General features: G+C 50.3%; 32 protein-coding genes and 1 tRNA gene. 22 read left to right on the forward strand and 11 right to left on the reverse strand.

Going from position 1 to position 17,218, the window contains the following annotated elements; translation table 11 throughout:
• Positions 1-51 precede the first annotated feature (51 nt).
• The 3 genes from AEAE_RS02700 (at position 52) to AEAE_RS02710 (ending at position 1,282) form a co-directional block, all read left to right on the forward strand.
• Entirely contained in the window at positions 52-468 is a 417-nt protein-coding gene (locus AEAE_RS02700) for a hypothetical protein (RefSeq protein WP_094689595.1), read from the forward strand.
• A 236-nt stretch (positions 469-704) separates the two neighbouring features.
• On the forward strand, positions 705-1,151 hold the full coding sequence (locus AEAE_RS02705) for a helix-turn-helix domain-containing protein (RefSeq protein WP_094689596.1): 447 nt from the start codon (positions 705-707) through the stop codon (positions 1,149-1,151).
• Positions 1,152-1,208: 57 nt separating this feature from the next.
• A tRNA-Pro gene (locus tag AEAE_RS02710) sits at positions 1,209-1,282 on the forward strand.
• A gap of 92 nt (positions 1,283-1,374) precedes the next feature.
• Here the strand turns inward: AEAE_RS02710 and AEAE_RS02715 are convergent.
• From AEAE_RS02715 to AEAE_RS02755, 9 genes are all read right to left on the reverse strand, one after another.
• Positions 1,375-2,178 carry a tyrosine-type recombinase/integrase gene (locus AEAE_RS02715; protein ID WP_148139944.1) on the reverse strand — a complete coding sequence of 268 codons (804 nt, stop codon included), beginning with the start codon at positions 2,176-2,178 and terminating at the stop codon, positions 1,375-1,377.
• Between the two features lie 36 nt (positions 2,179-2,214).
• Complete coding sequence (locus AEAE_RS02720; protein WP_094689598.1) at positions 2,215-2,514, reverse strand: Arm DNA-binding domain-containing protein; 300 nt, start codon at positions 2,512-2,514, stop codon at positions 2,215-2,217.
• 108 nt (positions 2,515-2,622) lie between these two features.
• Entirely contained in the window at positions 2,623-2,820 is a 198-nt protein-coding gene (locus AEAE_RS02725; protein ID WP_094689599.1) for a hypothetical protein, read from the reverse strand.
• Between the two features lie 3 nt (positions 2,821-2,823).
• On the reverse strand, positions 2,824-3,063 hold the full coding sequence (locus AEAE_RS02730; protein WP_094689600.1) for a hypothetical protein: 240 nt from the start codon (positions 3,061-3,063) through the stop codon (positions 2,824-2,826).
• Between the two features lie 280 nt (positions 3,064-3,343).
• Positions 3,344-4,138 carry a DUF1828 domain-containing protein gene (locus tag AEAE_RS02735; protein WP_094689601.1) on the reverse strand — a complete coding sequence of 265 codons (795 nt, stop codon included), beginning with the start codon at positions 4,136-4,138 and terminating at the stop codon, positions 3,344-3,346.
• Entirely contained in the window at positions 4,135-4,572 is a 438-nt protein-coding gene (locus AEAE_RS02740; RefSeq protein WP_094689602.1) for a DUF6978 family protein, read from the reverse strand. Before AEAE_RS02740 ends, AEAE_RS02735 begins: the two co-directional genes overlap by 4 nt.
• Before the next feature lie 21 nt (positions 4,573-4,593).
• Positions 4,594-4,989: an ImmA/IrrE family metallo-endopeptidase gene (locus tag AEAE_RS02745; RefSeq protein WP_094689603.1), complete on the reverse strand. Its 396-nt coding sequence runs from the start codon at positions 4,987-4,989 to the stop codon at positions 4,594-4,596.
• Positions 4,990-5,003: 14 nt separating this feature from the next.
• Positions 5,004-6,020 (reverse strand): 3'-5' exonuclease, encoded by a 1,017-nt coding sequence (locus tag AEAE_RS02750; protein WP_094689604.1) that lies wholly within the window; start codon positions 6,018-6,020, stop codon positions 5,004-5,006.
• Between the two features lie 26 nt (positions 6,021-6,046).
• On the reverse strand, positions 6,047-6,496 hold the full coding sequence (locus AEAE_RS02755; protein WP_148139945.1) for a helix-turn-helix domain-containing protein: 450 nt from the start codon (positions 6,494-6,496) through the stop codon (positions 6,047-6,049).
• A gap of 84 nt (positions 6,497-6,580) precedes the next feature.
• On the opposite strand from AEAE_RS02755, the gene AEAE_RS02760 reads away from it, so the two are divergent.
• From AEAE_RS02760 to AEAE_RS06990, 17 genes are all read left to right on the forward strand, one after another.
• Positions 6,581-6,859 (forward strand): hypothetical protein, encoded by a 279-nt coding sequence (locus AEAE_RS02760; RefSeq protein ID WP_094689606.1) that lies wholly within the window; start codon positions 6,581-6,583, stop codon positions 6,857-6,859.
• Entirely contained in the window at positions 6,852-7,622 is a 771-nt protein-coding gene (locus AEAE_RS02765) for a phage antirepressor KilAC domain-containing protein (protein ID WP_094689607.1), read from the forward strand. The genes AEAE_RS02760 and AEAE_RS02765 overlap by 8 nt, the downstream gene beginning before the upstream one ends.
• Positions 7,623-7,625: 3 nt before the next feature.
• Positions 7,626-7,766 (forward strand): hypothetical protein, encoded by a 141-nt coding sequence (locus AEAE_RS06770; RefSeq protein ID WP_158520475.1) that lies wholly within the window; start codon positions 7,626-7,628, stop codon positions 7,764-7,766.
• Positions 7,747-7,896, forward strand: coding sequence for a hypothetical protein (locus AEAE_RS06775; RefSeq protein WP_158520476.1), 150 nt, complete (start codon positions 7,747-7,749; stop codon positions 7,894-7,896). The genes AEAE_RS06770 and AEAE_RS06775 overlap by 20 nt, the downstream gene beginning before the upstream one ends.
• A complete protein-coding gene (locus tag AEAE_RS02770) occupies positions 7,896-8,096 on the forward strand; it encodes a helix-turn-helix transcriptional regulator (protein WP_094689608.1) in 201 nt (66 codons plus the stop codon). The genes AEAE_RS06775 and AEAE_RS02770 overlap by 1 nt, the downstream gene beginning before the upstream one ends.
• Positions 8,097-8,205: 109 nt before the next feature.
• Positions 8,206-8,337, forward strand: coding sequence for a hypothetical protein (locus AEAE_RS06985; RefSeq protein WP_275542013.1), 132 nt, complete (start codon positions 8,206-8,208; stop codon positions 8,335-8,337).
• 245 nt (positions 8,338-8,582) lie between these two features.
• Positions 8,583-9,869, forward strand: a complete 1,287-nt coding sequence (locus tag AEAE_RS02780) for a YqaJ viral recombinase family nuclease (protein ID WP_094689610.1) — start codon at positions 8,583-8,585, stop codon at positions 9,867-9,869.
• A complete protein-coding gene (locus tag AEAE_RS02785) occupies positions 9,866-10,369 on the forward strand; it encodes an ERF family protein (RefSeq protein ID WP_094689611.1) in 504 nt (167 codons plus the stop codon). Before AEAE_RS02780 ends, AEAE_RS02785 begins: the two co-directional genes overlap by 4 nt.
• 12 nt (positions 10,370-10,381) lie before the next feature.
• Positions 10,382-10,876 (forward strand): single-stranded DNA-binding protein, encoded by a 495-nt coding sequence (gene ssb / locus AEAE_RS02790; RefSeq protein WP_094689612.1) that lies wholly within the window; start codon positions 10,382-10,384, stop codon positions 10,874-10,876.
• 15 nt (positions 10,877-10,891) lie between these two features.
• Complete coding sequence (locus AEAE_RS02795) at positions 10,892-11,125, forward strand: hypothetical protein (protein ID WP_094689613.1); 234 nt, start codon at positions 10,892-10,894, stop codon at positions 11,123-11,125.
• Positions 11,115-11,465, forward strand: a complete 351-nt coding sequence (locus AEAE_RS02800) for a hypothetical protein (RefSeq protein WP_094689614.1) — start codon at positions 11,115-11,117, stop codon at positions 11,463-11,465. The genes AEAE_RS02795 and AEAE_RS02800 overlap by 11 nt, the downstream gene beginning before the upstream one ends.
• The gene (locus tag AEAE_RS02805) at positions 11,462-11,692 is read left to right on the forward strand and encodes a hypothetical protein (RefSeq protein ID WP_094689615.1); all 231 of its coding nucleotides are present in this window, start codon (positions 11,462-11,464) and stop codon (positions 11,690-11,692) included. The genes AEAE_RS02800 and AEAE_RS02805 overlap by 4 nt, the downstream gene beginning before the upstream one ends.
• The gene (locus AEAE_RS02810) at positions 11,685-12,080 is read left to right on the forward strand and encodes a hypothetical protein (RefSeq protein WP_094689616.1); all 396 of its coding nucleotides are present in this window, start codon (positions 11,685-11,687) and stop codon (positions 12,078-12,080) included. Before AEAE_RS02805 ends, AEAE_RS02810 begins: the two co-directional genes overlap by 8 nt.
• An 18-nt stretch (positions 12,081-12,098) precedes the next feature.
• The gene (locus tag AEAE_RS02815; protein ID WP_094689617.1) at positions 12,099-12,353 is read left to right on the forward strand and encodes a hypothetical protein; all 255 of its coding nucleotides are present in this window, start codon (positions 12,099-12,101) and stop codon (positions 12,351-12,353) included.
• A gap of 21 nt (positions 12,354-12,374) precedes the next feature.
• Positions 12,375-13,292, forward strand: a complete 918-nt coding sequence (locus AEAE_RS02820) for a hypothetical protein (RefSeq protein WP_094689618.1) — start codon at positions 12,375-12,377, stop codon at positions 13,290-13,292.
• A 51-nt stretch (positions 13,293-13,343) separates the two neighbouring features.
• Entirely contained in the window at positions 13,344-13,919 is a 576-nt protein-coding gene (locus AEAE_RS02825) for a hypothetical protein (protein WP_094689619.1), read from the forward strand.
• Positions 13,920-14,284: 365 nt separating this feature from the next.
• Positions 14,285-14,608 carry an HNH endonuclease gene (locus AEAE_RS06990; protein ID WP_094689620.1) on the forward strand — a complete coding sequence of 108 codons (324 nt, stop codon included), beginning with the start codon at positions 14,285-14,287 and terminating at the stop codon, positions 14,606-14,608.
• A gap of 138 nt (positions 14,609-14,746) precedes the next feature.
• On the opposite strand, the gene AEAE_RS02835 is transcribed toward AEAE_RS06990, so the two are convergent.
• Together AEAE_RS02835 and AEAE_RS02840 are read right to left on the reverse strand one after the other, a co-directional pair.
• Positions 14,747-14,935: a transcriptional regulator gene (locus AEAE_RS02835; RefSeq protein WP_094689621.1), complete on the reverse strand. Its 189-nt coding sequence runs from the start codon at positions 14,933-14,935 to the stop codon at positions 14,747-14,749.
• 1 nt (position 14,936) lies between these two features.
• Positions 14,937-15,170, reverse strand: coding sequence for a hypothetical protein (locus tag AEAE_RS02840; protein WP_094689622.1), 234 nt, complete (start codon positions 15,168-15,170; stop codon positions 14,937-14,939).
• A 327-nt stretch (positions 15,171-15,497) separates the two neighbouring features.
• Between AEAE_RS02840 and AEAE_RS02845 the strand changes: the two genes are divergently transcribed.
• Positions 15,498-15,749: a hypothetical protein gene (locus AEAE_RS02845; protein ID WP_094689623.1), complete on the forward strand. Its 252-nt coding sequence runs from the start codon at positions 15,498-15,500 to the stop codon at positions 15,747-15,749.
• A gap of 23 nt (positions 15,750-15,772) precedes the next feature.
• Positions 15,773-17,218, forward strand: coding sequence for a terminase large subunit domain-containing protein (locus tag AEAE_RS02850; protein ID WP_094689624.1), 1,446 nt, complete (start codon positions 15,773-15,775; stop codon positions 17,216-17,218).

Raw genomic sequence — 17,218 nt, forward strand, 5'->3', positions numbered from 1 at the left:
ACTAAGATTACCAGCGCAGCATAAGTATGCGCTATGAAAGAGGAGGTCATCATGGCTCGCAAAACTCCTGTTGCCATTTGGAACGGGGCTCGAGCAAAAATGCCGTTGAAGCTGCAAGGTTATGTGGCTGACGGTGTGGCTCCGCAGTATCGATTGATTGAGAACACTCTGACCATCACTTTTACGAACCCCACTCCTGCGGAGAGGTTCTTGCATGATGAGTGGGAGGGTAAGTCTGTTCCTGATGTCGTGGCGCAGTATTTCTCTGATGAGGCGGGGCTTCCTCTGGTCGCTGCTGTGAACCCGTTCTGCCTTAATGGTGTGCGTGTGTTGGATGTTGTTGATTCGGCACCGGGTACTCCTACGCATCCTCTGGTTGAGGATGACGACACGCCGGAAAATACTTCTTCTGATTCTGGCGTGTCGGGGGTGTTAGGAAAGTTAATGTCGCTGTTTAAGAAGAACTGAAAAAGTTTACACTTCGAGTTTTCCTGTCCAGTGGAGAGCCTTAAACCCTTGTAATATCGCGATTTGAGTGAATTGAGCGGGGGGGGGGGATCTCCATAGCTTGAGGTGTGTGAGCGCTCAATTATTTCTTTTTCGCAACGACCCTTAACAAGTAGGTTACCGTCCACAAAGATTCTCTTAAATCTTTCAGGAAGGAATAAGGAAAATTTATCGAGTTTTCGGTAAAATCAATCATTATGCAGAGATCAAAGGCTGATTGGAAAGCACTGCGTGAGCTAATCGGGATTAGCACCGGTTCGCTGGCAGCATTGCTTCATAAGAATATTGCTACTATCCAGTATTGGGAGAATCCCAATGACTCCGCCGTCAGGTACCACCCTTCGGACCATGCCTGGGAGGTACTGGAAGATTTGCGTGCCAAGCAGATTAACACTGTGAACAAGATCGTGAATCTTCATGTTGACAAGATGAATGAGGCGGAAGCTCGTCAGAGAAGCGACCAGAACATTCCTGTCGCTAAGTTGACTTATTATCGAAACCGTGCTCGCTACTATGGCAATAAGCCAGAGTATGGTGACATCGGCATTTTGAATGCTACGATGCGCCAAGCAGCAATGAAGCTTGGTGAAAAGGGAATTCCTGTTGAATTCGAATATGACGATGAAACAGAGAGCGAGAAATAAGGGCTACTGTTAACTCTGCATCAGTAAGCTTCTGTTTTCTCCGACCTTGACACCGTTCGGATCATAGCGCAGCTTGGTAGCGCACTTGTCTGGGGGACAAGGGGTCACGGGTTCAAATCCCGTTGGTCCGACATTTAACCGGCTATTGCAAACAGTTGTGATAGCCGGTTTTTTATTGCAAATACTAGCGTTTCAGGCTCTCAAACCTTATCTGACTTTAGCTTCATTTATCCGACTTTTGTATGAGTTTTCCGGAAAACGTGTCCAAAATGTGTCCAAAAAGTTGGCTGTCCAAACGCTCTCTCACCGTGTCTAAATCATCATCAAAAAGATCCGCATACACGTCCAACGTCATCGACGCAGAAGCATGTCCCAGCTGACGCTGAACAACCTTCACATTCGCACCACTTGCCACCATCAACGATGCTGCCGTGTGGCGCAAGTCATGAATCGTCATACGCGGAACACGAGCCGCATCACACGCCTTCGCAAACCACGAACCGCCTGTGCGCGCTTTAGGATGCTTCAGATAACCACCCCGCTGATTCTCAAAGAGGAGAGCATTGCCAGGCTTATCTAAATCCAGCACTTTATCTAGCGCCGAAGGATACATCACCGTGCGAATCTCATGCGTCTTCGGCGTACCCACCACAATTTGCGAACCGACCTGAGTTGCTGATTTATACACATCGATGCGATGCTTATCCGGGTGCACATCCTTCACCTTCAACCCGATAGCCTCACCCCAACGCAAACCCGTTAAACCCAGCAACAACACCAACGGCTTATACACTCCAGAAGCCTCTGCCACAGCGAGCAGCTGTTCCATGGTGAGATATTCGTGTTTCGTCTTGCGTGGCTTTCTGGGCAGTTCTATGCCCCTTGCAGGGTTAAATGCGAGCTTATGTGCCTTCACGCCATCGTCGAGTAGGCTGGCGAGTACTCCATGGGCGCGGAGTACGACGCTTGGGCTTTTCTTTTTGCCGTCGAATTCGCCGTTGCTGATGCTGAGTACCCAAGCCTGCACTGCAGGCTGGTTGATTTTAGTGAGAGGTACGCCCGCCTAAACGGGGCGCACATACTTTTCCCAGGCTTGCTCAAGATCATCCAAGTAGCTGGGCTTGATACTCATCTTTTTGCGCGCAATCCACGAATCATACAGCGTGGAAACGGTCACGTTCACATTACTGGTATCGACAAACGTGCCAGCGGCTTTAGCCTGGGTAACATGCTGCGCCTCCCAGAGCACTGCGTCCCTACGCAGCTTAAACCCGCGTCGTCGTGTGCGCTTCCCGTCCGGTTTAATGTAGCGCACAGAATACATCGTGCGCCCCTCAGTATTCTTGTATGGTTCCACGCTCATGGTGTTATCCTTAGCAGTGAAGGTATCTACTTTGGCTCGATATCTTTATAGAGGGATGATGGCGTGCCAGGATATCTTTCTAGCTCCTTTTCCTGGCACGTCATTACTTTATTTTGTGTCTTTTCTTGGCCGCCCTCCACCAGCACCTTGACCGGGCATATGAGCGCGCCAATAGTCGATCGTTTCTGGCAACCACCCTCGCGTAGAGCCAATAGTTGCATCAGGCTCAGGGAGTTTATACTGAGCGGCATTCTTCACGCCAATACGCTCAGAAACTTCTTTCACGCTCAAAAAATGCTGTGTCATTCTTCACCTCGACATATCCAGCTGGTAGCCGCCCATAGTCAGCAGTAGTAAACCAATGAGAAATGGGGTAGAAGCATGGAACAAGAGAGCGAGCAGCAGGCAACTTGCCCCCGTGTATCCGTTAATTGAAAAATTGTTGGGCTGCTGTTTCTTGTTGCTTTTGATTCTCAAGGCTATTTGGATACTCAGGCACAGGAGGAGAATGATACCTGCTGTGAGAGCGTAAATGTTTGCCGTGGTCATTGTATTTCCTTTCTTGTCGTGAGACTATGAAAAGGAAGGGTTCTGAATAGTCCAGATATCAGAACCCTTTGTTTTTATTTCTTCTTACTGTCGTGGTACTTGATGATTTCAAGTATTGCGAGTATGAGTGCCGGTGTTGTGTTGATTATCGCTATGATAATCGTTGCCCATTGTTGATTCATGGGATCTCCTTTCGACTCTTTAAGTATATCACACATACATATGTATAACAACTATATACAAAGGAAAACGCCCAACAAAGCACACAAATCTCAACAATTCACGCAGCTAAAGCAGCAGAAGCAAAATCAGACAAACGCGAAAATGGAATCACCTTAATACCATACGCACCAAACGCGGAGAGAGGTCCCTCAGGTAAAGCAGCTGAACGATCATCACCAATCACCAACAGCTGCGCCCCCTTACGCTCAGGAGCCTGCACAATATCATTCCACCCCCACATGATCTGCTGGAAGGCAGTCTTCGTAAAAGCATTCGGCGCCTGACAAAACCGTGTAGGCTGATCAGCACTCCTCTGAAAAACAAAATCAAAATGCTGCTCAAACCGAGACTTCCCCCGCACAGAAACACTCGGCGTATAATACACATGCAAACGATCCAACTCGGCAGCTACATCATCTGCAAAATACGCAGAAACTCGCTTAGAAGAAACCTCCAACAACGAATTAACCCGAATCAACGCCTGAACAAACCGATTCAAGCCATCAGCACGAGCAGCATAACTACTCTCTAAAGTAATTTCACCGGTCTCTTCTAAGCGTGCTCCAAACTGGCGCAATATCATGTCAAATCGTTCATGGCGAGTAGGCGTGAGCACAAACCCATACTGACTGAACAAAGCCAGTGTAAAACCATCATCACTATAAACAACAATATTCTGCGTCTCTTTAGCGTAGAACACTAGATCATCGTTAGCTTGGTCAAGAAAGGGCAAAGAAATCTCAACCCACTCACCAAATCGCTTTGCCTGAGAGTTGCGAGCAATCCACTGAGCATAATCTGTAATCAACCGGGGGAAATCATTATCGCGAGCCACCGCCACATTCGCGCTCATAACAGTCCTCCCTGAAATTGAGGTTTCTCCACCACGTGAAATCTCTCTAACAATGCTACAGTCGAATCAATAAAATCGTCACTTGACAAGCTAGCCTCTACGGCGTACCTGTCTTCATATTCTTCGCTGTATATATGCCAATGCGTACCACTTACACGGGTATGATCAGGGTTATTGTGTGGGCTCCCATTCACACACAAGCGAAGCAGTAACACACCATTCACTGTGATACGCGCAGAAATAGAATGTCGATGAGGATTCTTGCGACCCTGATATAAAGCAACCGTGTAATGATGCTCAGAATGTGAAGATTTCACATGGAACTCTTTATTCTGCTCTCCAGCAGCTGGCATTGCCACCAAAGATTCGACAGAACGCTTCACCTCATGAATGAGGGAGCGCGCCTCTTCTTCTGTCAACTTCACTCTACTCATAGCTGCCTAGCCTTTTCTTGCTTATTCCGCCCAGTCTTGCTCCATATGCAGTAACCCCACCTCATTGAGATACTTACGGAAAGCGGAAACCACCCACGGCATCACGCCCAACTCTTGCGCCAACCACCACGCATTATCATTCACCCGCTCCAACGCCGCAAACCGATCAACATTAATCAACAGGCGAGCAGCTTCTTCATCAGCGCGCGCCTCTTGCGCTTTGGACGGGAGTTTATCGCCGTGGTAGGCGTGGGAAGCCTCATGCGCGAGCACACACTCCCTCTGAATATCGTTAAGCCGGTTACTCAGGTGGATTGTCTCATCGGCAGGCTCATAGTAGCCTTCAATGCCTGCGGGTAGCTCATCGTCAACGATTCCACTGCAATAGCGCAGCGTAAACCGCTCAACCTCACTCATACAGCCCCCATCATTTAGTGCAGTCCCTTAAAGAATGATTTAATAATGCTCTTCAAGAACTTATGAGAGCTCTTTTTCTTCTTCACAGTTTCATTGTGCGCAGCTTTACCCATCTGCATAAGCTGAATACCAGAAGGGCTGCTTGGCTCGCGAACTGTACTTCTACTAGAGCTAACAAATGCTCGAGATGTACCATACCGCTTTGCGCTATCTACGGCATTCTGCACGGCCAATGTAGCCCGGCAGTCAGAAAGAGAATCATGAGCGTTATAAACAAAATGGCACTCTTTCGCAGCCTGCTGAAGCTTGTAATACTCTTTACCATGAAACAGCTGCCCATACTCGCGCATCGTATCGCGAACCTTACGCGTATCAAGCAACAAATCCAAATCCGCCAAAAAGCTCAAATCAAACGGGGCATTATAAATCACAACCTCTTGAGCCTGGTTCAAAATAGCCTGAATCTTCTCTACATCCTGATAAACAGAAGGCTTATCCTTCACCATCGCCTTAGTAATATGATTAATCCGAGCAGCAGCAGCCCACGAATCAACATGCTCTGGCTTGTAATAATTATTGAGCAGCATATTCCCATCGCCGTCGATGATAGAGATTTGGAGAATCTCATCCAACCCCGGGTTCAAGCCTGTGGTTTCGGTGTCAAGAACGATTCTTTTAATCGGATGAGAATAATCTTGGAGAGGGCGTAGATCGGGGAGAAAGTCAGCCGTGTATTCAGAATAACTGGGATTTTTATACAGTTTCACGTTCATAATCGGCAAGTCTTTGATCTTAGCCATACGCGCATATGCGCTACGCTGCGGCGCAGCAACCTCAAAGACAAGCTGGTTATTTTTATCGAAGAGACCGTAGTGGGCTTTCTTCTTACCTGACTGTTCGATACTGCGAATATGGCAGTCGGGGAAAGAGGAGAGCTTCTGTTCTAAAACTTTAGGGTTGATCAGTTCTTCACGAACGTAAATGCGTACTTCACCATTAATCTCTTTAATAATCCGATCATTATAATTCATCCCAGCACCTCTTTGTACATTTCATCTCATGGTAGGTCGTTGTACATTTCTTGCTCGCGCTCAATATCGCCGCGCTTAGCAACGAGAGTGAAGCGTTCCGGGTGAGCACGAATCTCAGCCGCCTGTTCAGCAGCATGCAACGCCATCTTCTCAATCCGAGCAGCATGATCGCGCAACTCCTGAATATCCTTCTGCTCCACTTCGTTGTGCTGCTTTGGCGCGATATCATGCTTATCTTCAATCGCGCGTAATTCTTCAGCAGGGTCTGTACCGAAGAAACTGCAGATCGTAATGAATTCTTCTAACGTAGGAGTTCCGTGCTGGCCGTTAAGCAAATCACGGAAGCGTGAGTAGGAGAGGCCCATTTCGTTTGCCAATTTAGGCATGGGCTGATTGCCACCCTGCTCTCGCAGTTTTATGAAAAGCTGCTGAACAGACTTATCTACTGCCGACCATGTTCTTCCTCTAACTGCCATATACATATCATACGTGTTTAATATGCGACACGCCGAGTCGAGTTCTAGACTTGACGTGTTGAACATTCGACATATGATAGAGGCATGCACAGCGAATATTCAACACTAACAGCAAAGAAGGCAATAAGTCTCCTACGTGCAGCTGCTGTTGAGAAAGGATCAAGCTTCAACAAACAAGCGAAGATTCTAGGCATAGGAAACCATGCGATTTCTGCGAGATACACCAATGGGGATATGCGAGTCAGTGAATTCTTCACACTTGCTAATGCCTTTGGTCAACGAGCATCAGACATCGTTAAACAAGCAGAAATCATCACCGAGCAGCAGAAAGCGAATATTAAACAAGGAAGTAAAAATGAGTAGCGGACTACAGAGATTTGATTTTCATAATCAGCAAGTACGAGTCTTTGCTGATGGCCAGGGCGAACCTTGGTTTGTAGCTAAGGACGTATGCGACGTTCTCGACCTGAGCAATACTACAGTTGCATTGCAAAATTTAGACACTGATGAAGTGACTAAGTTTAACTTAGGCGGTCAGCACGGTGAAACAAATACCGTTTCTGAGGCCGGCTTGTACAAGTTGATCATGCGTTCTCGTAAAGAGAATGCCAAGCCGTTCCAGCGTTGGGTTACGCATGAGGTTCTTCCTACGATTCGCAAGCATGGTGCTTACATGAGCGAGAAGACGATTGAGCAGGCGTTAACGAGCCCTGACTTTCTCATCAAGCTTGCTACACAGTTGAAGGGCGAGAAGGAAGCACGCAAACAAGCCGAAGCCCAATTGGAACAGGCGAAACCGAAACTGCTGTTCGCTGACGCGGTGGAAACCTCGAATAAGAGCATTCTTGTTGGGGTGTTGGCCACGATTCTTCGTGCTAACGGTGTGCAGATTGGTCAGAAGCGCTTGTTTCAAGCTTTACGTGAGAATGGTTTCCTGTGCTCTACTGGCAGTCGTTATAACCTGCCTACTCAAAAGCGCGTGGAACTCGGCCTCTTCGAAGTGAAAGAAACTACTGTGGTTCACGCGGACGGGCACAAGACTATTAACCTCACGCCAAAGGTAACGGGTAAAGGCCAAGTGTACTTCGTGAACTACTTCCTCAAGAAGCCTGTTGAAGGACGGTGAGTGATGGCTGTGGTTTACGTGCTGGTTTTCATTTTTGCTATTGCTTTGGCCACGTATATGGGCGTGACCTTCTACTTCGAACTGAAGCAACCAAAGCATAAACAGCGTGAAGAGGAGGCCCCACATGGTGAGCATCATGCTTGAAATCCTCTTGTACATGGGCTTGCTGCTCTTGTACGTGGGAATTCTCACCGGCATCTACTTCCTCGTCATGTTGATTGTTGATGACGTGGGAGAGCGTAAGCACCCGTATTACAAGGAAAGGAGAGAATAATGCCACGGCTTGAAAGCTTTGAAGACTTGTGGGACGTGCATGAGACGGCAGCCTATCTGCACATTTCCCGCAGTGCGCTTTACCACTGGAATTACCAGGGTATTGGCCCGCGTCCCATTCACATGCCCAATAAGCGCGTCTACTACAAGCGGGACGAGGTCAAGCATTTCCTCGCGGCCATGATTAAGGCACCACGATGAGCGTAGAAGAACGCTTACGCGCGTTGGAGTTGGAAATGCGCGCAATCGGCATCAGCCTCAACAGGATCGAAAACCGGGTAAACCATCTCACAGTTGAAAGGAATCAAAAATGAGTATGTTTTCTGAATTCGCTAATGAAGTAGTTTCTACCATGAAGGTGGAGCATGATTACATTCACGAGCTTGCCAAGAAGGTTAAGCTGCTGGAGGCTCGGGTGGAGCAGTTGGAGGGGAAGGAATGAAACACCCAACCCTCGCTCTGATTACGGCTACTAGCGTGCTCGCTGTATTATGCTTGGCTTTCTGGTGGCCGTATGCTATCGCTCTTGTTGCCTGGCATAGTATCAGCCCGGTGCGTGGCATCTGCTGGCTAGTGAGCCTTGTTTACTTGGGCATCTTGTGTTTTGCTCCCATCGAGGTTGATGGTACGCGGTTAAGCAATCTCTTCTAAATTTTCCCCATTTTTAGTCAGAATCTAAGGATAAGTATGTCTTCATTCGCAGAATATGACGTTCATTCGCCCTACCACTCGCTGAATCACTCGGCGATGGTGAGCGCGAAAGTTAAAGCTCTTGATAAGTATGGGCTTGCCGCGAACAGTTACGCGCTCAACTTGTTTACTCGCATTGCCTCCCAGCATCACCAGTTTGATGATGTGGTGAGTGCTATGGATATCGCCCAACAGGTATCGCTCATGATCCAGAATGACCCGGATGCGGCAAAGCAGGGAATGCTCCCCATGCGCGCAGAACACCATAAGCAGACGAGCTTAAGCTACGTGCAACTTGGCAGGGTTATCCAACCACACATGGTGGGTTACGGTGCCTTCTGGGTGAGCTTGAACACCGCGCTCAATCGTAATAGTTGCGTTCTATGGCGCAGCTTCGACACCACATCGAAACATCAGCATCAGCAGTGGCTGGAGGCGCGTAAGAGGGGGATTGGCGGCTCGGATGCTTCCAGCGTAGCAGGGGTGAACCCGTGGACGAGCGCTTACCAGTTGTGGCTGGAAAAGACTGACCCGCAGCCGCACGAACTGGAAGAATCGTGGAACTTGTATTTCGGCCACCAAGCTGAGCCGATTATTCGCGAATGGTTTGCCAAGCAAAACCCGAAAACCGTCGTACTGGATGGTACGGGCTACATGTTCAGGCAAAAGCATGAGGAGTGGATGCTGGCAGACTTCGACGGGTTTATTAAGGAGCCAGAACAACCGTGGCGAATCTTGGAGATCAAAACATCACGCTCGTGGGCTGACTGGCACGACGATGACGGTAACCGGACGATTCCCGTGCAGTATATGGCGCAAGCGGATCATTATCTGGCCGTCACCGGGTTTGACCAGGTTGTGTTCGTCGTGATGATTAACGGGTATGAGCCGCATGTGTTGCGCTGGGAGCGCGACTCAGAGCGTATTACCCGGTTGATTGATGCGGAGCGGGATTTCTGGAAGAACCATGTGCAAAAAGGCGTGAGCCCGCACCCTGAAACATTGGACGATTTCACACTCAAGTATCCACAGGCGAGGAAGCGGAAGACCGTGCCGGTAGCGGATGATACTGATGCGTTTGACCAGCTCGCATCCCAGTTTGAAACCGTCAGTCAGCAGATTAGGGATTTGGAAAAGCAGCGTGCCGAGATCAACACCAGTCTGGCATTGCAGTTGGAGGATAACGCCAAGCTCAACGGGCAACGTTACCAGGTGAGTTTGGGCATGCGCGCCGGGAAGCGGGCCAAAACCGTCACCGTCAAGAAACTCGAGGAGGAGCAATGAGCGACACCACTAGCGAGCAGAAGAGAGCGCAAACGCCGGAAGAGATAGAAGCACGCCCGGTAGGCATCTACCAGAAGATTTACGCAGTACAGCGCTTCATGAACCGCGTACCAAAAAACGGCAACAGCCCGCACAGCCGTTATGCGACCATCACTGCCACGATTGACGCGCTCTTCCCACTACTCCACAAGTATGAGCTGGTGTGCACGAGCGAATCTCACGTGAGCCTTCAAGACAACCACGTCATGTATACGTTCACCACACGCATCACCGACATCATAACGGGAGAGAACGTGGGCAGCACTCACCTGTTTGATGCGACCCAGCTGGCGAAATCGAGGGATGCGGGAGATTACGCGCAAAGGGTGGGCGCGCTCGAAACCTACTACAGGCGTTACAGCTTGTACTCGATTTTCAACATGATCACGTACGACGCGGACGGCCAGCCGTCGAATAAGCGCGAACAAACCGTGAAACCAACGAACTACATGCAACAGTAAAGGAGTAAACAAATGCCACAAATCACCATGACCATCAACGGGAACCTCACCAAAGATCCTGAGTTGCGCAACTTGCCCTCAGGCCAGAGTGTGTGCGACTTCACCATTGCCCACACTGACCGCAGGTTCAACCGTCAAAACAATCAGTGGGAGGACGGGCAAACCACCTTCATCAACTGCTCAGCGTGGGGCAGCCTCGGCCAAAACATCCAACAGAGCCTTGGCAAAGGCATGGCGGCCATTGTCATTGGCAAGTTCGAGCAGCAGGATTACACCGACCAGCAGGGCAATAAGCGCCGCTCCTACAGGCTCATCGCCGATCTTGTAGGCGTTGACCTCGCACACGCTACCGCCCAGGTGATGAAGAACAACGGTAGCGCACCACAGCAAGGATTCCAACCACAACAGCAGCAGTCGCTCGTACAACAGCGCGCTCAAGCCTACGCCCCACAACCGGCCTTCCAGCCGCAACCGCAGGAAGACCCATGGGCAGGCCGCCTCAACTAAGGAAGGAACATCATCATGCAAATCTTCCTCATCGTCATCCTCAGCCTCATTACGCTTACCAATCTCGCCCTCTACGGTTTAATCGACAGCCAGCTCAAACACATCCATCATCATTTGCAAGAGCTGAGTGAGGCCACCGGTTATATGGCGTGGGCTCAAGGTGCGGGAAACCCGAGCGTATGGCAACAGTATGTGGCTCAAACAAGCCCTCAGATGCCAGATATGGGCGGAGGCGCACATGAGAGCTGATGAACTCGTTACTCGCGAGGATCTCCAGGTTATCACCTCTCGCCAGGAGGCATATACGGAGAAAATGCGCATGCGTGCTGATGAACTCGAGAATCAAATCGCCACACTAGATAAGCGGATCAACGCGAACGAGCTTGTTACTCGTGAACTCGCGCATCGCATCGACGCAGTGCTGGTGGCAATCTCCAAACTCACCGAGCTTCAAGACATGAGGAAATATTTTGCGAAACGCTGGACCGCGACAGACGAGCATGAGCTCGTTGACGCGGAATACCGGCAGATTATTAACTCGCACAGCAAAATCCATTACTCCAAAGCTAAGAAGAAGGAGCAAGCATGAACCTGTTAACCACACGCCACTATCTCAAACAGGCGAAAGCCATCATCGTACGCGAACTCATCGCAAGCGACCAACTCTCCACCGAGAGCCACATTGATGATGCTCTCGTGCTACGCACCGACCAACTCGAGCAGATCGCACAGCGCATCCTCGACCAGCTCATGGCAGAACCTCCAGCAGAGCAGAAGCCCGCCGATATCAACGCATGGAGCGTGGAAGATGAGTAAGGCCAAGCAAAAGGGAACCGCCTTCGAAACAGCAGTAGTGCGATATATGCAACGGTGGTATCCAGATGTCGAGCGGCGCGCACTCCAAGGTGAGAACGATAAAGGCGATATCGCAGGTTTAGAAATCCAAGGCTACCCCGTTGTTGTCGAATGCAAAAACACAAAACAGCTTGACATTAGCGGACACATGAAAGAAGCCATACGAGAAGCACAAAATGCACACGCCGCATTCACTGTACTTATCCAGCACGCTCCCCGAATCGGGTTCGACAAAGACGAGAACACCGGCCAGCAGTGGGCAATCATGCCACTCCACGACTTTATGGAGCTGTTCTGGCTTGCAGAGGGGAACGGCTACGAACCAATTAACTCCACATACGGAGAATAGACACTAGGAAAGAACACGATGGCAGAGACTAACAGTAAGAAAATAATCGCTTGGGGCCACATATATGCGGCCACTAGCCTGATGAACAGTGCTTGGGAGATGATCTCCAAGGCATTCTGGAAATCCTATAGCTGTGGCGATCCAATTGGAGTCAGCGACCGCCTGAGAAAACTCATGAATGATGCCGAGGAACTAGGCATAGAAATGCAACTCGACACGGAGCAATTATTCCGAAACTCACTGGACGACGAGCAACCCACTACAGCTGAGTAAACGAAAAAAGGAAGAAAAACGATGAAAGAGCAAGAACGCTACGGATACGTCAAGCTCAGCAACGCATTCTGGCGCAACGGCAAAACAATGACCCTCCTGAGAGTCAACCCGCTCGCCATCGCCTACTACACGCTGCTGCTCGCTTATTGTTCGGATAATCTCACGGATGGGGTGATTCCTGATATTGCTATTCGTGGCGTTTTTGCGATTCCTGATGAGGTGATGGATCTGTTGGTTGAGGTTCATTTGGTGGATAAGTTGGGGGAGTCGTTCAGGATTCATGATTATTTGAAGTGGAATCTGAGTGGGTCGGAGATTGAGCAGGAGAGAGCTGTTCGCCGGGAGCAGGCGCGGAAGCGTAAGCAGAAGCAGAGGGATAAGGAGGCTGCTGAATCTGATAAAAGTGATGAAAGTGTGAGTGTCACGCCCATGTCACGCTCTAGTCACGCCTCTGTCACGCAGCGTCACGCGCAACTAAGAACTAAGAACTTAGAACTAAGAACTAATATTCCTTCTTTCCCTAAACCCCTTCCTTCACAAGTCCCACTCGACCAGTACGAACCACCAGAAGACCTGAAAAAAGAAATGATGCAAGAGTGCAAAATTAGTGCAGCAGCCTTCGCTCTTCTCGAGGAAGGTTTTAGAGGCTGGTGGAGTGAACAAGACGAGCAGGAAAAGACCAGAGGGCAGTGGGATCGCTTACTCAAAGGCTGGATACGAAAAAGCAAAAATCGGCCAGAATACCAAGTCCACAAACACACCTGGGCCTGCTCTCACACGCTCCATGCTCTCGGCGTTACCTCCACCGCAGAGTTGAACGCTCAATTCGAAGAACCAACCAGAGGCAATCAGCTAGCCCAACAAGTAGCCACTTATCTCAACAGGGGAGAAAGCGAAGATGAAGCAGTAACCCGCGCTCAAGAACAAATGTTCGACTAAAATAAGACCTTGAACAGTCAATACCAGGAACAAACCACGCAAAGGACAACGATGGACAGCCTCGAAAAACCAATCCATGACCACCTCATAACCATTGCCACACTCTTGAAGCCTGCATGGCTCATCTGCTACCATTTAGCCCACCAGCCCGGCAGCCAGCTGCTCGCCGCGCATTCTGGTGGCGTGCATGATGGATTACCGTTGAATGCAGGGTTATGGGATCAGTTGGAGGAAGTAGAGTCTCTGGTGCGTTTGGCGGGCTATGCGACGGGTGTGAAGAGTGCGGCTTATGCTCGTGTACCTGATTTAGCCCGGCTGGTGTCAAGCCGAGCCGAGCAGCTGGCCTCTATGGCGGATTGTAGGGAGTGGGAGCGCGATTTGGCTACTGCTGCTCGAGTCGTTGCAGGGGCCTGTGTGGAGAATCGCGTGGATAGGCAGCAGTGGTATGCGGTGCGGGTGGCCTGGCAGCCCGAGCAGGTGGCTACGCTAGTAACGCAGTTGACGGGCAATCCGGTGAGTAGTTCGATGGTGCGCAATTTGAAGAGGCGCGGGCATATTAGTGTGAGCGAGGGCAAAGCCTGTTTAGGTGATGTAGTTACTGCCTTAGAGCATCACGGGCGCCAATAATTTTTAGAAATTGGGTGGGCGAAATCGTTGACATTCCACCGTCCCCGTATAAAATATAAAGTAAGGACAAGTATCAGAGAGCAACCTCTGGCACCTGTCCTTTTTTGTATGTTCTCACCCATGTGCACCACTACCATCATGGCAGTTGAATATGTCCTCCTGCACGGCGATCTGGAATACCGGTATGTGCACTTCACGGTTAAAGCCCGGCTTTCGTCCTTTCACCGGGCATAAACAGAACATACAAGCGCCCTAACAACAACACGAGGGCGCATAAGGTGAGGTTCCTCAGAAGGCACGCTATTGCAGTAGCGCGGGCAAGTGCAACTCCTGCCAACCTACTGGTGCAGATAGGGCTATACACAATGGCATATAATCCACGCTCCACTAACAGGCACAAACGCGAACAACTACGCGCCAGACTCCAAGCCATCTACCACACCTGCCCCATCTGCGGCCAACCACTCGACACCACACTTCGCACACCACACCCCATGAGCGTAGAAATCGACGAAATCATACCCATCGCCAAAGGCGGCAACCCCTACCAACTAACCAACCTCGAACTCGTCCACCGCCACTGCAACAGACTCAAAAGCACACACACACTCGAATGGGCACAACAACAAACACACAAAACACAACACACAAACACAAAAACACTGCCCTATACAACAACAAACCTCTAAAAAAATACACATATGGGGGTATACCCTCCAGCCGGCCACCCAGTGCCACCTCGGGCATAGGGCTATCCCTCCCCGAAAGCAAAATCCACAAGAAAACACAAAAAGGCGCGCCCACTAAACGTGAACGCGCCCTACAGCTTACTTCTTTCGCGGCCTGCCACCGTGACCGGGACGGCCTGCATTCCACTTTTCAATCGTGGATTTACTCCAACCGCGCGTACGTCCCACCCACACATCAGGCTCAGGCAGCTTATAGCCCGACAGTGAACCGGTAGGCACTCCGAGCAGCTCGGCCACCTGAGAAAAACTTAAATAATGGTTATCCATCTCACTGCTCCTTGATTTGATACGCCCATGCGAGCAGCACAGTGAGCGTAAGAAGAGCCCACTGTGGCGCATGCATGAGAATAGCGAGAAGCAGGAAAGCAACCGCCGTATAACCAAGCCAGTGAATTGTGGCAGAGAAGGGATTCTCTTGCTTAAGAAGGTACAAAACAATGTTGCCCAGCAAAAGAATCACGAGCAGCGCTATTGCGATACTGCTGAAAAGAATGGTGTTCATGGGTGTTGTCCTTTCTTGAAAAATGATAGGGAATGATGATAATGGAAGAAAGGGGTTCTGATATTACCTCTATTCAGAACCCCGATTTATTTACTTCTTCTTTTTGCTATCTCGATACTGAATGATGTTGAGTATTAGCGCTCCGGTTCCAGGTATCGCTGTGATGATAGCTGCGATGATGGTGATCAGATTGTCTTTCATGATCATCATTCCTTTCTGTTGAACGGACTTTCCGCCAACAGTTTTATATTAACATAAATATAGTCGGTAAGCAACTATATTTAAGAGAGAAACGCCGAAAATATCAATGAAAATCGAGGGTTAACAATGACTCGAAGACGTACTAATGGAGCGCTCGCCAGCGCTGCTCAAACTGGTGACTATCACGCTCAACTCAGAGCAGTGCGCGACTTGATTAGCAGGCAACTTGACTCAGGTGAAGTCATGCCCCGTGATATGGCAGCACTGACCAAACGCTACCTTGACGTGTGCAAAGAGATCGCCGCCATTGAAGCAGAAGAGAAGAAAAGCGACCCTGCAGCAAGCGCACTCGCTACACCGATGGAAAACATCACCTAACACAAGAGAGGGGAGGAGCAATCATGAGCTTACACGTGGATGGAGCAGCCTCCTGCGTCATCCCCACCGGCGCGGTCAGCTCGTACCTTCCCTCCATTATCGAATTCGCGGCTGCTAACGGCGCGCACTTTGAAAAATGGCAGCAGCAAATCCTGCGCGCCCTCTCCGCCGTTGACGCTCAAGGCCATCTGCTGTGCCGCCAGTTTGGAGTCTCCATTCCCCGTCAGGCGGGTAAAACCTTCCTGGCTGGCTGGTACGCGCTGTGGTTCGCCTCCAAATTCCCCGATCGTGTGGTGATTTGGACAAGCCACCATTTCAGCCTGCTGGAACACACGTTCCTACAGTTAGGTGACTTGGCGGGTGCGAAAAGCATGCACACGCTCGTTGACCCTGACCACGGCATCTACCATGGCAAAGGCAACGAAGAGATCCGCTTCCGCAACGGTTCGAAAATCCTTTTCCGCGCCCGCGAGCGTAATGCTGTGCGTGGTATGGATAAGCTCGCGCTCATTATTTACGATGAGGCACAGATTCTTACCGATCGCGCTATCCGCGCTATTGCACCAACACAGTTGCGCGCGCAGGGCAACAGCATTCAAGCTCTCTTCCTCGGTACGCCGCCAACTCCCAGTGACCCGAGTGAAGTGTTCACCAAGCTGAGGGAGAGTGCGCATAAGGTGGATAATCATGCGTGGGTTGAGTTCAGTGCGGATAAAGACGCTGACCCGACAGATAGGGCGCAATGGAGGAAAGCAAACCCGAGTTTCCCCGCGCAAACCAGCGAAGCGGGCATTCTCGACTTGTATTATTCTCTTGCACCTGATGATTTCCGCCGTGAGGTTCTCGGCATATGGGATGAACACCAAGTAGGCACGGTAGCTATCAACAAAGAAAAATGGGCTGCAACCAGTATCCCGCTGGATAAGGTGCCTGACGGGGGAGTATTAAGCCTAGGAATTGACATGCCACCCGATCGGCGCACGCTCACCATCGGAGCCTGCCTCAAATACGAAGACGGCCGCTATCTCATCCAGATGGCGCGCATCAGTGACCCCGCGCATGAGGGTATCCAGCCCACGATCGAGTGGATACGCGAGCGCAAGCACAAGCTCGCCAGCATTGTGATAGACGGGCAAAGCCCCGCTATGAGTCTGCTACCGGACTTGCAGGCGGTGCATATGAAACCGATGATTACGACGACAAGCGATTTGGGGCGCGCCTGCGGGCGTGTACTCGACCTGCTCGACCAGCAGCGCATCCTCCACCTGCCTGACACTGACCAGCCGCAATTGGCGGAAGCTGTGAAGAACGCGACCACACGCAAACTGGGCAACAGTGGAGCGCTCGCGTTCAACAAGATTGGCAGTGACGCAGACATCAGCCCCTTAGTGGCCTGCACTCTCGCCCTGTGGGGCGCATCCACGAGCAAGCGCCATCCGGGGCGGAAACAAATCTTCTCAGGAGCATAA

Source organism: Aeriscardovia aeriphila (assembly GCF_002259595.1).
GTDB lineage: Bacteria > Actinomycetota > Actinomycetes > Actinomycetales > Bifidobacteriaceae > Aeriscardovia > Aeriscardovia aeriphila.

What these genes read in the sequence shown, in the direction of transcription:
- AEAE_RS02700 (WP_094689595.1), top strand. Translation starts at nt 52, where the DNA reads ATGGCTCGCAAAACTCCTGTTGCCATTTGGAACGGGGCTCGAGCAAAA.
- AEAE_RS02705 (WP_094689596.1), top strand. Translation starts at nt 705, where the DNA reads ATGCAGAGATCAAAGGCTGATTGGAAAGCACTGCGTGAGCTAATCGGG.
- AEAE_RS02720 (WP_094689598.1), bottom strand. Translation starts at nt 2,514, where the DNA reads ATGAGCGTGGAACCATACAAGAATACTGAGGGGCGCACGATGTATTCT.
- AEAE_RS02725 (WP_094689599.1), bottom strand. Translation starts at nt 2,820, where the DNA reads ATGACACAGCATTTTTTGAGCGTGAAAGAAGTTTCTGAGCGTATTGGC.
- AEAE_RS02730 (WP_094689600.1), bottom strand. Translation starts at nt 3,063, where the DNA reads ATGACCACGGCAAACATTTACGCTCTCACAGCAGGTATCATTCTCCTC.
- AEAE_RS02735 (WP_094689601.1), bottom strand. Translation starts at nt 4,138, where the DNA reads ATGAGCGCGAATGTGGCGGTGGCTCGCGATAATGATTTCCCCCGGTTG.
- AEAE_RS02740 (WP_094689602.1), bottom strand. Translation starts at nt 4,572, where the DNA reads ATGAGTAGAGTGAAGTTGACAGAAGAAGAGGCGCGCTCCCTCATTCAT.
- AEAE_RS02745 (WP_094689603.1), bottom strand. Translation starts at nt 4,989, where the DNA reads ATGAGTGAGGTTGAGCGGTTTACGCTGCGCTATTGCAGTGGAATCGTT.
- AEAE_RS02750 (WP_094689604.1), bottom strand. Translation starts at nt 6,020, where the DNA reads ATGAATTATAATGATCGGATTATTAAAGAGATTAATGGTGAAGTACGC.
- AEAE_RS02755 (WP_148139945.1), bottom strand. Translation starts at nt 6,496, where the DNA reads ATGGCAGTTAGAGGAAGAACATGGTCGGCAGTAGATAAGTCTGTTCAG.
- AEAE_RS02760 (WP_094689606.1), top strand. Translation starts at nt 6,581, where the DNA reads ATGCACAGCGAATATTCAACACTAACAGCAAAGAAGGCAATAAGTCTC.
- AEAE_RS02765 (WP_094689607.1), top strand. Translation starts at nt 6,852, where the DNA reads ATGAGTAGCGGACTACAGAGATTTGATTTTCATAATCAGCAAGTACGA.
- AEAE_RS06770 (WP_158520475.1), top strand. Translation starts at nt 7,626, where the DNA reads ATGGCTGTGGTTTACGTGCTGGTTTTCATTTTTGCTATTGCTTTGGCC.
- AEAE_RS06775 (WP_158520476.1), top strand. Translation starts at nt 7,747, where the DNA reads ATGGTGAGCATCATGCTTGAAATCCTCTTGTACATGGGCTTGCTGCTC.
- AEAE_RS02770 (WP_094689608.1), top strand. Translation starts at nt 7,896, where the DNA reads ATGCCACGGCTTGAAAGCTTTGAAGACTTGTGGGACGTGCATGAGACG.
- AEAE_RS06985 (WP_275542013.1), top strand. Translation starts at nt 8,206, where the DNA reads ATGAGTATGTTTTCTGAATTCGCTAATGAAGTAGTTTCTACCATGAAG.
- AEAE_RS02780 (WP_094689610.1), top strand. Translation starts at nt 8,583, where the DNA reads ATGTCTTCATTCGCAGAATATGACGTTCATTCGCCCTACCACTCGCTG.
- AEAE_RS02785 (WP_094689611.1), top strand. Translation starts at nt 9,866, where the DNA reads ATGAGCGACACCACTAGCGAGCAGAAGAGAGCGCAAACGCCGGAAGAG.
- ssb (WP_094689612.1), top strand. Translation starts at nt 10,382, where the DNA reads ATGCCACAAATCACCATGACCATCAACGGGAACCTCACCAAAGATCCT.
- AEAE_RS02795 (WP_094689613.1), top strand. Translation starts at nt 10,892, where the DNA reads ATGCAAATCTTCCTCATCGTCATCCTCAGCCTCATTACGCTTACCAAT.
- AEAE_RS02800 (WP_094689614.1), top strand. Translation starts at nt 11,115, where the DNA reads ATGAGAGCTGATGAACTCGTTACTCGCGAGGATCTCCAGGTTATCACC.
- AEAE_RS02805 (WP_094689615.1), top strand. Translation starts at nt 11,462, where the DNA reads ATGAACCTGTTAACCACACGCCACTATCTCAAACAGGCGAAAGCCATC.
- AEAE_RS02810 (WP_094689616.1), top strand. Translation starts at nt 11,685, where the DNA reads ATGAGTAAGGCCAAGCAAAAGGGAACCGCCTTCGAAACAGCAGTAGTG.
- AEAE_RS02815 (WP_094689617.1), top strand. Translation starts at nt 12,099, where the DNA reads ATGGCAGAGACTAACAGTAAGAAAATAATCGCTTGGGGCCACATATAT.
- AEAE_RS02820 (WP_094689618.1), top strand. Translation starts at nt 12,375, where the DNA reads ATGAAAGAGCAAGAACGCTACGGATACGTCAAGCTCAGCAACGCATTC.
- AEAE_RS02825 (WP_094689619.1), top strand. Translation starts at nt 13,344, where the DNA reads ATGGACAGCCTCGAAAAACCAATCCATGACCACCTCATAACCATTGCC.
- AEAE_RS06990 (WP_094689620.1), top strand. Translation starts at nt 14,285, where the DNA reads ATGGCATATAATCCACGCTCCACTAACAGGCACAAACGCGAACAACTA.
- AEAE_RS02835 (WP_094689621.1), bottom strand. Translation starts at nt 14,935, where the DNA reads ATGGATAACCATTATTTAAGTTTTTCTCAGGTGGCCGAGCTGCTCGGA.
- AEAE_RS02840 (WP_094689622.1), bottom strand. Translation starts at nt 15,170, where the DNA reads ATGAACACCATTCTTTTCAGCAGTATCGCAATAGCGCTGCTCGTGATT.
- AEAE_RS02845 (WP_094689623.1), top strand. Translation starts at nt 15,498, where the DNA reads ATGACTCGAAGACGTACTAATGGAGCGCTCGCCAGCGCTGCTCAAACT.
- AEAE_RS02850 (WP_094689624.1), top strand. Translation starts at nt 15,773, where the DNA reads ATGAGCTTACACGTGGATGGAGCAGCCTCCTGCGTCATCCCCACCGGC.